Below are 13454 nucleotides of genomic sequence, written 5' to 3' on the forward strand. Positions count from 1 at the left end.
TGCCGTACCGGCAGTCGGTGGATCGGAGATGCACGGGGTATGACCAGCCAACTGTTCGCGATCTGCTTCAACGCGACCCGGCCCGAGGACCTGGCACGGTTCTGGTCCGGGGTCCTGGGCAGGCAGGTGGCCGACGGCCCGGACGGCGACATCGCGCTCCTGCCCCCGGACACCGACGGTTTCCGCATCCGTTTCCTGCCGAGTCGGGAGCCCAAGTCCGGTCAGAACCGGGCGCACTTCGACCTGACGAGCGCCTCCCCGGAGGAGCAGCGGCGAACCGTGGCCAGGGCGCTGGAGCTGGGCGGGAAGCACATCGACGTGGGACAGCTCCCGGAAGAGGGCCATGTGGTGCTGGCCGACCCGGACGGCAACGAGTTCTGCGTGATCGCGGCGGGCAACTCCTTCCTCGCCGGCACCGGTTTCATCGGAGCGCTGGCCTGCGACGGTACGCAGGAGGTCGGCTACTTCTGGAGCAAGGCGCTGCGGTGGCCACTGGTCTGGGACCAGGACCAGGAGACCGCGATCCAGTCGCCGAACGGCGGTACGAAGATCACCTGGGGCGGCCCGCCCGTGGCGCCGAAGACGGGCAGGAACAGGCTTTTCTTCGAGCTGGCGGTTCCGGCCGACGCCGACTGGGACGCGGAGGTGGACCGCCTCGTCTCGCTCGGCGCGACGCGCCCGGACACCGGCGAGGCCGACGACGGGCGGATGCTCATGCTCGACCCCGACGGCAACGAGTTCACCGTGCGAAAGCCCCGGTAGCGTGGTGGCCGTCGGCGGACAGGTGCCCGCCGACGAGAAGGTCGACGAGCGGGAGCGGATCCGTCACCGTGCCGCGCTGGAAGCGCGGACGCGGAGTTCGGGGAGGATGGACACCTGGCGCCGAGGGCGGTCCGGTGCGGCCAGCCGGGCGGCGAGGAGTTCGACCGCGGAGACGCCCACTTCGCGTTTCGAGGGGGCGACCGCGCTGAGCGGCAGGTTGCCGAGGCCGGCCACCTCGTCGTCGTACGACACGAGCGCCACGTCGCCGGGGACGGTGAGCGAGCGGGCGCCGAGCCGCTGGAGGAGCACGAGCGCGTCGCCGTCCGGATGGACGACGGCCGCGTCGATGCGCCCGGCCGCCACCGCGTCCAGGAACCGTTCCATCGTCCTGTCGTACGGCGCGGTGCCGGGGTGGTCCGTCCCGAGGTCCACGTGGCCGACACCCTCGGGTGGTTCGAGTCCCGCGAGGTGAAGACCCGCGCGGAACCCCTCCTCCAGCAGCGGGGCGGTCGGGGTCGCCCCGCGGGTCAGCAGTGCGATGCGGCGGCGGCCTTGAGTGGCGAGGTGGTGGACGGCGAGGCGGGCGCCGTGGGCATGGTCGGTGACGACGTGCTCGACGGCCGGGCCGACCGGGCGGGGTCGCCGCTCCACGAGGACGAGCGGGATGCCGAGGTCCTCGTACCACGCCGGGGCGGTGTGGTCCGCCGTGCCGGTGGTGGGCGCCAGCAGCAGGCCGTCCACGCCCGCCTCGACCATCGCGTGCGCCTGTGCGCGTTCCCCGTCGACGTCGTACTCGGAGATGCGCAGCAGCAGGCGGGCCCCCCGGGCCGCCGCGGCCTCCCGCACGGCCTTGATCACCTCGGGGTAGTAGTACGTGGCGGACGGCACGACCATGCCGAACGTCAGCTCGCCCGAGGGGTGCGGGGGCGCGGCACCGGGAGCGCCGGCGGTGGCCGGTGTCCAGTCCTCGGGGAGCCTGGCGCCCCCGTGGACCCGCACCACGAGGCCGCGGTCCGCGAGGACCTCGACGTCCTTGCGGACGGTGACGGGTGAGACCCGCAGCTCGGCCGCGACCTCGGTGACCCGCACCGAGCCGTGTCTGCGCACCTTGCGCAGGATCGCCTGAAGCCTGTCCTCGGCGTGCATGTGACTCCCCCCTCGTCGCGCTTCCGTGTGCCGCACCTTACGCGGGCGACTGTCTTTTCCGCACGCTCACTTTCGAAAAACGAAGAATTGAGCGTATAGGCGACGAAAGCGTTGCTGATCGATGAAAGCGCGTGCTACAAACCGCGCACCGCACCACTGCCCCTGCCGGACACCGTCGTGCCGCACCTCCCGGAGGTTTCCCGTGTCATCGCCCTGGTCCCGCCGTGCCTTCGTCCGGACCGCCGCCGCCGCGCCCCTCGCCGCGGCCGGCGGCGGTCTCGCCGCCCCCGCCGGCTTCGCGGCCCAGACCCCCGCCGGCGGTGAAGCCGCGCCCGGCGGTGCGGAGTTCGCCGCCCTGCGCGCCAAGTGGCGCGAGCTGATACTGGGGACCGCGTTCAACCCCGCGGCGGAGCCCTTCCGCAAGCTGCTCACCGGCCTCGGTGCCGACGCGAGGGCCCACCTCGGCACCATGGCCCCCGCGCCCGGTTCGCTCTGGCCGGACCTGGTCTGGGCCGACCCGGACCCCGACACGGACGCCGAGTCCTACACCTACTCGGCGAACGTCGTCACCAGCTACAACCGCCTGAACACCCTGGCCCAGGCCTACTGCCAGCCGGGCACGGGCCTGACCGGCAGCGCCGAGGTGCGGGAGGCCGTCCTCGCCGGCCTCGACCACGTCGGCTCCGAGGTGTACAACGACCGCACCACGGCGTACGGCAACTGGTGGAGCTGGCAGATCGGCGCCGCGCAGTCGCTCATGGACACCTGTGTGCTGCTCCACGAACACCTGACGCCGACGCAGATCGACGCCTTCTGCCGGGCGGTCGACCACTTCGTGCCGGAGCGGGTCTTCGACAGCTACACCGGCACCAGCACCGGCGCCAACCGCGTCGACCTGTGCCGCGGCGTCGTGCTCCGCGGCATCGTCGGGGAGAACCCGGACAAGGTCGCCCTCGCCTCGCGCGCCCTCGCCCCCGTGTTCCCGTACGTCACCTCGGGCGACGGGTTCTACGCCGACGGCTCGTTCATCCAGCACCGCAACGTGCCCTACATCGGCGGTTACGGAGCGGTGCTGCACGACGGCGTCGGCCGTCTCATGGCGCTGCTGCGGGGGTCGTCCTGGGCGGTCGGCGGTCCGGACGCACAGCTCTTCCTCGACACCGTCGACCGCGCGGTCGCGCCGTTCATCTACAACGGCCTGATGATGGACAACGTCTCCTCCCGCGGCATCAGCCGGGCCGGCACCTCGGATCACAGCCGCGCGCACGCCCTGATGGCCACCGTCCTGCTCGTCGGACAGGGGGCGACGGCCGAGGAGAACGCCCGGTGGCGAGCCATGGTCAAGGGGTGGCTGCGCCGGGACTACCACTACCCGGCGCTGAGCAACCCCGGTCTCTCCCTCACCCGGGCGTCCCTGCTGCAGGCGTTGCAGGACGACGACTCCGTCAAGGCCGCCCCCGAACCGGTCGAGCACCGGCTCTTCCACAACATGGCCCGGGTCACGCACCGGCGCCCGCGCTGGGCCGCGTCGCTGTCCATGGCGGCGAAGCACATCGCCCACTACGAGTTCGGCAACGGGGAACACGCCCGCGGCTACCACACCGGTGCCGGTTGGCTCTCCTGGTGGGGGGACGACTTCGGGCTGGAGCACTACTCGGACGAGTTCTGGCCGACCGTCGATCCCTACCGCCTCCCGGGCATCACCGCTTCCCGCAAACCGCTCCCGGACGGTGCGGGCGGCAACTGGGGCCAGCCCTGTCCGGACGCGACCTGGGTCGGGGGCACCACCGACGGACGGTTCGGTGCCACCGGACAGCACCTCAAGGGGCTCCTCAGCACGATGAGCGCCCACAAGTCCTGGTTCTGGCTGGACGACTGCGTCGTCTGCCTCGGCGCCGGCATCACCTCCCGCGACGGTTTCGCCGTCGAGACGACGATCGACAACCGGAACCTGGGGGCGACGGGGGCCCCCGCCCTGACCGTCGACGGCACCGTCCAGCCGTCGGCCCAGGGCTGGACGGCCGGCTTCGAGGGCGCGCGGTGGGCCCACGTCGCCGGGCAGGCGGGGTACGTCTTCCCGCAGGGGATCGACCTCACCGCCGTCCGCGAGGAACGGACCGGGGCCTGGCGGGACATCAACGCCAACGGTCCCACCACCCCGGTGACCCGCCGCTACCTGACGCTGCTCACCGACCACGGCACCGACCCCGCCGACGCCTCCTGCGCCTATGTCCTGCTCCCGGGCGCGAGCGCCGCCGCCACCGCCCGGCGCGCGGCCGACAGGGGATGGCTGAAGATCCTGGCCAACAGCCGTGAGCAGCAGGGCATCCGGGTCCCGGTGCTCGGCTTCACCGCCGTCAACTTCTGGAGCCCGGGCACGGCCGGCACCGTCACCGCCGACGCCCCCGCCTCCGTGCTGATCCGGGAGAAGCGGGACGGCACCGCCACCGTCGCCGTCTCGGACCCCACGCGCACGGTCTCCGGCCTCGAGGTCGTCTGGAACCGCGCCGTCTCCGCCGTGCTGTCCAAGCCGCCCACCGTGACGTCGGTCCGCACCGGCTCCGCCCTGGGGCTCACCTTCGGCGACCTCACCGGCCGGGCCGGCGCCCCGCAGAAGGTGACGGTCCGCCTCGCCTGACGGTCCGGCCCTCGCCCCGGGACCCCGAGCCACCCGCCCCGAGGTCTCCGCCACGGGGTCATCCGCCCGGCCCGTCACGCGTACCCCTCGTGCGCACCCACGCGATCGTTTGATTGTTCGCACAGAAACGTTCACAAAGCGATCGCGTAGACGCTACACTGCAGGTCGGAGACCACAGACGACGAGGGGACCGGTCACGTGCACGCCGAGGAACGGCATCAGGAGATCGTGCGGCGGCTGCGTGAACGCGGTTCGGTCCGGGTCACGGAAGTGGCCTCGGAGCTGGGCGTTTCGCCCATCACCGTGCGCCGTGACGTGGAAGCGCTCGCCGAGCGCGGACTCGTCGAGCGGGTGCACGGCGGCGCGGTCCTGCCGGAGACCGCCGCCCCCGGGACGCCGGAACCGCCCGCCCGGGGCGGGGGCGAGCGGGTGTTCGGCCTGATCGTCCCGGCCGCCGACTACTACTACCCCGAGGTGATCAAGGGAGCGCGGGACGCCGCCGCCGAGCGGGGCATCCGCCTGGTGCTCGGCATCTCCCAGTACAACCCCGACGAGGAGCGGGCCCAGGCCCGGCAGATGCTCGACGACGGCATCGACGGCCTGCTCGTCACCCCGTGCGGCCCGGCGCGGGCGCGGAGCTGGCCGGCCGAACTGGACGTGCCGTACGTCCTGGTGGAGCGGCGCCCCGACGACGACGCCACGGGTGCCGAGCGTGTGGTGACCGATCACGTCCACGGCGCCCGGATCGCCGTACGGCATCTGGCCGAGGCGCACCGGGAGCGGATCGGGTTGCTGCTGCGGGAGGACAGCCCGCACGGCGCGCTCGTCCTGGAGGGCTACCGCGGCGGCCTCGCGGCGGCCGGACTGCCGGCCGCCGAGGAGGCGTTGTTCCGGCTGCCGCCGCCGGGGGGCGACACCGCCGAACGGGAGCGGGTGCTCGCCGCGTTCACCGACGCGGTGGCCGAGGGCCGGCTGGACGCGGCGGTGGTGCACAACGACCACGACGCGATCGTCGTCCTGCAACGGCTGCGGGCCCGCGGCGTGGAGGTGCCCGACGACGTCGCGATCGTCGCCTACGACGACGAGGTCGCCGCCCTCGCCGACATCCCGCTGACCGCGATCGCCCCGCCGAAGCAGGCGGTGGGCGCCGCCGCGGTGGACCTGCTCGCCCAGCGGATCGCCGATCCGTCCCGCCCCCGGCACCGGATCGCGATCCTGCCGGAACTGCACGTGCGCTCCTCGAGCGCGTAGACCGACCCCGCACGACTGGAGAGCCCCTCATGTTCGCGATCACACCCGGGGGGTTCTCCCTCGACGGCCGCCCGCTGCGTCTGCTCTCGGGCGCGCTGCACTACTTCCGGATCCTGCCCGAGCAGTGGCCGCACCGGCTGCGGATGCTGCGCGCCATGGGTCTGAACACGGTCGAGACGTACGTGCCGTGGAACCTGCACGAACCGCGCCCCGGGGAGTACGACTTCGCCGGCATCGCCGACCTGGACCGTTTCCTGCACGCCACCCGGGAGGCGGGGCTGCACGCGATCGTGCGCCCTTCGCCGTACATCTGCGCCGAGTGGGACAACGGCGGGCTGCCGTGGTGGCTGCTCGCCGATCCGCAGGTGCGGGCGCTGCGCTGCCGGGACGCGGGCTACCTCGCGCACGTGGACCGCTGGTTCGACCGGCTCGTGCCCGTCCTCGCCCCGCACCAGAGCACGCGGGGCGGCAACGTGCTGATGGTGCAGGTGGAGAACGAGTACGGCTCGTTCGGCACGGACACCGGCTACCTCGAGCACCTGGCGTCCGGGCTGCGCTCGCGCGGGATCGAGGTGCCGCTGTTCACCTCGGACGGTCCCGACGACTTCTTCCTCACCGGCGGCGCGCTGCCCGGGACCCTCGCGACGGTGAACTTCGGCAGCCGCGCCGACGAGGCGTTCGCCTCGCTCGCCCGGCTGCGGCCCGGCGATCCCCCGATGTGCATGGAGTTCTGGTGCGGCTGGTTCGACCACTGGGGCACCGACCACGTCGTGCGCGCGCCCCAGGACGCCGCGGACGAACTGGCCGGCATCCTGGACGCGGGGGCGTCCGTCAACGTCTACATGGCGCACGGCGGCACCAACTTCTCCACGTGGGCGGGCGCCAACACCGCCGATCCGGCGACCGGTGAGGGCTATCTGCCGACGGTCACCTCGTACGACTACGACGCGCCGATCGACGAACGCGGCGGCGTCACCGAGAAGTTCCACGCCTTCCGCAAGGTGCTGGAGCGGTACGCGGACGACGCGCTGCCGGCACCCGAGCCGCCCGCGCCGCTGCTGCCGGACGGACGCGTCGGACTGACGGAGTCGCTGCGGTTGTTCGACGCGCTGGAGACGCTGGCGGGCCCGGAGGTCGAGGCCCCGCTGCCGCCGTCCTTCGAGGACCTGGGCATCGGTCAGGGACTGGTGCTGTACACCGGGCACGTCCCCGGGCCCCGCGGGCCGTACCCGCTGTCGGTGCAGGGCCTCGCCGACCGGGCCCACGTCTACGTCGACGGGGCGCCGGCCGGTGTTCTGGAACGGGACGCGACTGAGGCGGTACCCGACGTGCCCGTGCCCGGGGCGGGGGCGCGAGTGGAGCTGCTGGTGGAGTCCATGGGGCGGATCAACTACGGGACGGGGCTCGGCGAGCGCAAGGGCGTCCGGCGGGTCCTGCACACGCAGCAGGTGCTGCACGGCTGGCGGGCGCGGGCGGTGGAGCTGGGGCACGGAACACCGCAGAGGCTGCGCTGGGGCACCGGCGGATCCGGACGGGGCCCGCTGTTCCTGCGCGGCCACCTCGACGTGGCCGAGCCCGGTGACACCTATCTGGCGCTGCCCGGCGGCGGCAAGGGGTACGTCTGGGTCAACGGCTTCTGCCTGGGGCGCTACTGGGCCTCCCGCGGCCCTCAGCGCACGCTCTACCTGCCGTGGCCGCTGCTGCGCGCGGGGCGCAACGAGGTCGTGGTGCTGGAGCTGGACGCGGACGCGGGAACCGTTCCCCTGGCCGTCGAGACCCGGGACGCACCCGACCTGGGATGACGCCTGGTCGTTTACGACCACCCGACCATCAAACGAACAGTCATGAGATCGCTTTTCACTCACTAGTGATTCATTGTTCGTTTTCTATTGACTCTGATCGGCTCTGGCCGAAAGATGTGCGTCATCACACCAAGCTCCCTTGGAGTCAGCAATGAAGCCGTCCTCCCCTGTTCTCGCCGCCGCCGCGGTCTGCGTCGCCCTCCTCGCCACCGCCTGCGGCGGCCAGGACCAGAGCGAGGCGGGCACCGGCACCGCCGACGAGCCCGTCGAGATCACCTACTGGTCCTGGATGCCGGGCACCAAGGAGATGACCGCCGAGTTCAACCGCACCCACAAGAACATCAAGGTCACGTTCTCCGAGATACCGGCCGGCCTCAACGGCGGCTACGACAAGCTCGCCAAGGCGGTCAAGGCCGGCAACGCGCCGGACGTCGTCAACGTGGAGTACCAGGCCCTTCCCGACCTGGTCACCCAGGGCCTGCTGCGCGACTCGTCGGCGGAGCTGGCGGACGCCGTGGAGGACTACGCCCCCGACTCCGTGCGCGGCATGGTCACCCTGGGCGGCAAGACCTGGGCCGCGCCCTACGACGTCGGCCCGCAGACCCTGTACTACCGCAAGGACCTGTTCGCCGAGTACGGCGTGGACGTGCCGAAGACCTGGGACGAGTTCGAGTCCGCCGCGAAGAAGGTGAAGACCGCCTCCCGGGGCGAGGCCCGCATCCTGGACTTCGGGGGTGACGACGTCGCCACGTGGGCCGGACTCGCCCAGCAGGCCGGCGCCCGGTGGTACGGCTCCTCCGGTGACGCCTGGACGGTGAACATGACCGACGGAGCCACCAAGAAGGTCGCCGACTACTGGAAGGACCTGGTCAAGAACGACCTGGTGCTCAACCACAAGGCGTGGAGCCCGGAGGCGACCAAGGCCGTGACCGACTCCCGGGCCATCGCCCTGATCGGCGCGTCCTGGAGCGCGGGCAGCATCAAGACCACCTACCCCGCGCAGTCCGGCAAGTGGGCCGAGGCCCCGCTGCCCACCTGGGGCACGCCCGCCACCGGCGCCGTCGGCGGATCGGCCTTCGCCCTCTCCAAGGACACGAGCAAGGCCAAGGCCGCCGCCGAGTTCGCGATCTGGGCCACCTCCGACAAGGCCGCCGTCAAGGCCCGGCTCGCCGCGGGCACCTCCAGCGGCCTGCCCGCCGCCGAGAACCTGCGCGCCACCGCCAAGGAGTCCTTCGACGCCTCCTTCTTCGGCGGCCAGGACATCTACGAGTTCGCCGGCTCCCAGGTGCCGCTGATCACGTCGGACTGGGTGTGGAGCCCGGTGCACAACTCGACGTCGCTGACCCTGCAGAACGAACTCGGCAAGGCCCAGCGGACCGGCGAGTTCTGGCCGGCGTTCCAGGCGGGACAGCGCTCGGCCGAGAAGTCGATCACCGACCGCGGGCTCAAGCTCGCCAAGTGACCTGACGCCCCGAGAGCCCGGCTCCCCCGCGCGGAGCCGGGCCCGGCACCAAGGAGCTCCACCCCCATGTCATCGACCCGGCTCGGCCGAGGACGGCACACCGCACCCGTCCTCTTCCTCGCCCCGTTCCTCCTCCTCTTCACCGCCACCCTGCTCGCCCCCATCGGCTACGCGATCTGGATGAGCCTGTACCGGGAGCAGGCGGCCTCCGGACTCGGCTTCGGCGGCACGCAGACCCTGTTCGTCGGCGTCGACAACTACCTGCGGGCGCTGGACGACGCGGGCTTCCGCCGCGGCTTCGCACACATCGCCCTGTACTGCCTCGTCTACATCCCGGTGATGGTGGGCGGCGCCCTGGCCCTGGCCCTGCTGGTGGACTCGACGCTGGCCCGCGCCAAGCGGTTCTTCCAGCTGGCCTACTTCCTCCCGCACGCGGTGCCGGGACTGATCGCCGCGATCGTGTGGGGCTTCCTCTACACGCCCGGACTCAGCCCCGTACTCGACTTCCTGTCCGTCTTCGGCGCGGACTGGGACCTGCTCGGCCCCGACGCGGTCGTGTTCTCCATGGCCAACGCCGCCACGTGGCAGTGGATCGGCTACAACATGGTGATCTTCTACGCGGCGCTCCAGGCCGTACCCCGCGAGACCCTCGAGGCCGCCGTGGTCGACGGAGCGGGCGAGCTGCGCACCGCCTGGTCGGTGAAGCTGCCGATGATCCGTTCCTCGGTCGTCCTCACCACCCTGTTCACCGCCGTCGGCGCGATCCAGCTCTTCAACGAACCCGAAGTACTGCGCAGCCGGTCGTCCGCCGTCTCCCCCGAGTGGAGCCCGGTCATGTTCATCTACCAGGCCGCCTTCACCAAGCACGACTACGGACTCGCCGCCGCCGCCTCGCTGCTGCTCGCCGTCCTCGGCGCCGCGCTCTCCTTCGTCATCACCAAGTTCGGCAACCGCTGGAAGGAGGCGTGACCATGGCCGCCGGCACACTCACCGCGACGCCGCCCGCCCCGGCCCCCGCTCCGGGCGCGGCACCCCGCCCCCGGCCCGTACGCAGGTCGTCCTGGTCGTCCCGGGCCCTCGTCAACACCGTCCTGGCGATCGTCGCCGTCTACACCCTGATGCCGCTGAGCTGGCTGCTGGTCAACGCCACCAAGGACAACGGCGACCTGTTCGGCAGCCCCGGCTTCCGGCTCGGCGACTTCAACCTGTTCGGCAACATCGCCGACCTCTTCGCCCACCACGACGGCGTCTTCGGCCGCTGGCTGCTCAACAGCCTGCTGTACTCGGTGGTCGGCGCGCTCGCCTCCACCCTGATCTCCCTGATGGCCGGGTACGCCTTCGCCACGTACTCCTTCCCCGGCCGCGAGAAGGTCTACGGACTGGTCCTGCTCGGTATCCTGGTGCCGCCCACCGTCATCTCCCTGCCGATGTACCTGCTCGCCTCCGAGGCCGGCCTCGTCAACACCTACTGGGCCGTGCTGATACCGAGCCTGGTCAACCCCTTCGGCGTCTACCTGGCCAGGGTGTTCGCCGAGGCGTACGTACCGCACGAGACCCTGGAGGCCGCCCGCATGGACGGCGCCGGGGAGTTCCGCACCTTCCGTTCGGTGGCCCTGCCGATGCTGTCCCCCGCCTTCGTGACCATCTTCCTGTTCACCTTCACCGCGAGCTGGAACAACTTCTTCCTGCCCCTGGTGATGCTCAACGACTCGTCCCTGTACCCGGTGGGGCTCGGCCTGTTCAGCTGGAACGCCGTCCTGCCGCAGGAACCTCAGCTCTACGCGCTCGTCGTGACGGGCTCCCTGCTGTCCGTCGTTCCGCTCGCCGTCGCCTTCCTCTCGCTGCAGCGCCACTGGCGTTCCGGCCTGACCGCGGGAGCCGTCAAGTGACCCCCACCCCCCTCCGCCGCCCCCGCACCGTCCTCGCGATGGACACTCCCGTCCACGCCGCCCTCTTCGACCGGGCGGCGCTGGACCGGCTCACGGCACTGGCCGACACCGATCCGGCCCTCGTCGTCCGTGACTTCGCCGACCCGGCGGCCGCCGGCGCCCTCGCGGAGGCGGAGGCGCTGCTCACCGGCTGGGGCTGCCCGCCCCTCACCCCCGAGGTCCTGGCCCGCATGCCCCGGCTGCGCACCGTGATCCACGCGGCGGGGTCGGTCAAGCACCACGTCACGGACGCCTGCTGGGAGCGCGGCATCACCGTCGCCTCGGCGGCCTCGGCCAACGCCGTGCCCGTGGCCGAGTACACGCTCGCCGCCATCCTGTTCTCCGGCAAGCGCGTCCTGCACGCCGCGCGGGCCTACCGCGAGAAGCGGACCTGGGTGAACGCCCTCGAGGTCATCGGCGCCGGCGGCAACCACCGGCACACGGTCGGCGTCGTCGGCGCCTCCCGCATCGGCCGCCGGGTCGTCGAGCTGCTGCGCCCGTACGACATGCGCGTCCTGCTCCACGATCCGTACGTCGACGAGGAACGGGTCAGGGCCCTCGGCGCGCACCCGGTCCCGCTGGACGTGCTCGCCGAGGGCAGCGACACCGTGACGATCCACGCGCCCGAACTCCCGGAGACGCGCCATCTCCTCGACCGGCGCCGGCTCGCCCTCCTGCGGGACGGAGCGACGGTGATCAACACCGCCCGCGGCTCGCTCGTCGACACCGCGGCGCTGACGGAGGAACTGGTCTCCGGACGGCTGAACGCGGTCCTGGACGTGACCGATCCCGAGGTCCTCCCGCCCGACTCGCCGCTGTACGACCTCCCGAACGTCCTGCTCACCCCGCACATCGCGGGCTCCCTCGGCAACGAACTGGGCCGCATGGCGCACGCGGCACTGGACGAACTGGAGCGCTACGTGAGCGGGATGCCGTACGCGGACCCGGTCCGCCCGGAGCAGCTCACGCGCTCGGCGTGAGGCCCGAACCGGCGGCGCTCCCCCGACAGCGCGTACGCGGTTTCCGTTCAGGGGCGGCCGGGTGACTCCGCGCCCGGCGGCGGGGCCGGGCGCGGAGCGGCGGGGCGGTCGTCAGCTCGTGCGGTTGTAGATCGCGGTGCCGGGGCAGGCGGTGTAGCCGAGGCGGGTGGCGCAGCCGGTGTACTGGCTGGAGCCGTTCCACCAGGTCCAGCCGCCGATGGTGCGGCCGTTCAGCCAGGTGTACTGGCCGACGTAGTTGGCGTCGTACGTGCGCAGGCTCCAGTGCACGTGGGCTCCGGTCGCCGACCCGCCTGCGCAGGTGTCGGTGCCGATGGTGCCGAGCAGCGCGCTGCTGCCGATCGACGTCCCGTTGTAGTAGGTCGCGTTCCACATGTGGTAGTAGTCCGTCGAGAAGCCGCCCGGGTGGATCACCCGGGTCCAGCCGCCGCCGGCGCCGCACATCGAGGTCGCCGTACCCTCCCGGGAGGAGCGGACCCGGCCACTGGCGTTGCCGCCGGCGAAGTCGAGGCTGCTCCAGTAGCCGGTCGCGCCGTCGCTGGAGTGGGCGCCGCCGGTCAGGGTCATGTAGTAGTCGGGCATCCACGGCAGCAGCAGCCCGTTGGTGTTGGCCTGGGCCCCCATCGTCGACGCCTGCGACTGTGCCTCCACCTTGCCCCGCGCGTACGCCGCCATGGTGGGCCGCTCCGCCTCGCCGACCAGCGGGGACTTCGCCACGTGGTCGGCGAACTCCCGGTCGCCCTCGAGGCCGGAGACCCAGCGCCCGTTCACGCGGTGGGCGATGTAGAGCCAGCCTTCCGGCTCGCCGTGGTGCGTGCGCGGCGCCTCGACGTACGCGACACCGCGGGCCCAGCCGGGCGAGACGGTCCGGACGTCGACGACCACCTTGCGGCCCTCGGCGGCGAGCTTGCCGACGGCGGCCTTCGGGGCGAGGCCCTTGGCGTCGTGGGACCGGGAGAGGACGTCGGTGGAGACGGCGTCGATCAGCCCTTGGCGGTCGGTGCCGAGGCGGTCGGCGACCGCGGGCGGCATCTTGACGGTGATGCCGGAGGACGGCGACTGGGCCTCGGCCACCGGGGTCGCCACGGGGTCCGGGGTGACCGCGGTCGCCGAGGGCGCGGTGGCGAGCAGCCCCGCCAGGGCGAGGGCGGCGGTGGTGATTCGCACGAGGGGTCTGAGGCGCATGGGAAGTACTCCTTCTCCGCGGAGAGAACCCGGCGTACTGACGGGTAGCGAGAGTGTGACAGAGCACGGCACGCCGTACGAGAGGGCGAAGCCGAGGCCCTCGCGGTGTGTGTCACTGAGGGCTGAGTGGCGGCCAATTCCCTTGTGTGAGTGAAGAGTTGCGGCATGCCCCGCGCTGGGTGGAGATGTTCACCGGGCTTCCGGCGCCACAGTGGGGGCCACTTCTGAAGATTGTGGACAGGCTGTGTCCGATGCGGAGCAGCAGGGGAACGAGGGGGGTTT

10 protein-coding genes are annotated in these 13454 nt (G+C 72.1%); 8 read left to right on the forward strand and 2 right to left on the reverse strand.

The window, feature by feature from the left end; all coding sequences use genetic code 11:
* Positions 1-39 precede the first annotated feature (39 nt).
* The gene (locus ACH499_RS05560; RefSeq protein ID WP_399013959.1) at positions 40-762 is read left to right on the forward strand and encodes a VOC family protein; all 723 of its coding nucleotides are present in this window, start codon (positions 40-42) and stop codon (positions 760-762) included.
* Between the two features lie 63 nt (positions 763-825).
* On the opposite strand, the gene ACH499_RS05565 is transcribed toward ACH499_RS05560, so the two are convergent.
* Positions 826-1908 carry a substrate-binding domain-containing protein gene (locus ACH499_RS05565; protein WP_399013961.1) on the reverse strand — a complete coding sequence of 361 codons (1083 nt, stop codon included), beginning with the start codon at positions 1906-1908 and terminating at the stop codon, positions 826-828.
* A gap of 202 nt (positions 1909-2110) precedes the next feature.
* Here ACH499_RS05565 and ACH499_RS05570 point away from each other — a divergent pair, with 202 nt between their 5' ends.
* The 7 genes from ACH499_RS05570 (at position 2111) to ACH499_RS05600 (ending at position 11969) form a co-directional block, all read left to right on the forward strand.
* The gene (locus tag ACH499_RS05570; protein ID WP_399013962.1) at positions 2111-4546 is read left to right on the forward strand and encodes a polysaccharide lyase 8 family protein; all 2436 of its coding nucleotides are present in this window, start codon (positions 2111-2113) and stop codon (positions 4544-4546) included.
* Between the two features lie 198 nt (positions 4547-4744).
* On the forward strand, positions 4745-5797 hold the full coding sequence (locus ACH499_RS05575) for a LacI family DNA-binding transcriptional regulator (RefSeq protein ID WP_399013963.1): 1053 nt from the start codon (positions 4745-4747) through the stop codon (positions 5795-5797).
* Positions 5798-5826: 29 nt separating this feature from the next.
* Complete coding sequence (locus tag ACH499_RS05580) at positions 5827-7599, forward strand: glycoside hydrolase family 35 protein (protein ID WP_399013964.1); 1773 nt, start codon at positions 5827-5829, stop codon at positions 7597-7599.
* 151 nt (positions 7600-7750) lie between these two features.
* Complete coding sequence (locus ACH499_RS05585) at positions 7751-9061, forward strand: ABC transporter substrate-binding protein (RefSeq protein WP_399013965.1); 1311 nt, start codon at positions 7751-7753, stop codon at positions 9059-9061.
* A gap of 66 nt (positions 9062-9127) precedes the next feature.
* On the forward strand, positions 9128-10030 hold the full coding sequence (locus ACH499_RS05590; protein ID WP_365599870.1) for a sugar ABC transporter permease: 903 nt from the start codon (positions 9128-9130) through the stop codon (positions 10028-10030).
* A 2-nt stretch (positions 10031-10032) separates the two neighbouring features.
* Positions 10033-10950: a carbohydrate ABC transporter permease gene (locus ACH499_RS05595; protein ID WP_399013967.1), complete on the forward strand. Its 918-nt coding sequence runs from the start codon at positions 10033-10035 to the stop codon at positions 10948-10950.
* A 38-nt stretch (positions 10951-10988) separates the two neighbouring features.
* Positions 10989-11969 (forward strand): hydroxyacid dehydrogenase, encoded by a 981-nt coding sequence (locus ACH499_RS05600; protein ID WP_356198465.1) that lies wholly within the window; start codon positions 10989-10991, stop codon positions 11967-11969.
* Positions 11970-12080: 111 nt separating this feature from the next.
* Here ACH499_RS05600 and ACH499_RS05605 read toward each other — a convergent pair whose 3' ends face one another.
* Complete coding sequence (locus ACH499_RS05605) at positions 12081-13172, reverse strand: M23 family peptidase (RefSeq protein ID WP_399013968.1); 1092 nt, start codon at positions 13170-13172, stop codon at positions 12081-12083.
* Positions 13173-13454: the final 282 nt, after the last annotated feature.

The sequence above is a fragment of the Streptomyces sp. NPDC018947 genome (assembly GCF_044390505.1).
In the GTDB taxonomy this organism is placed as follows: domain Bacteria; phylum Actinomycetota; class Actinomycetes; order Streptomycetales; family Streptomycetaceae; genus Streptomyces.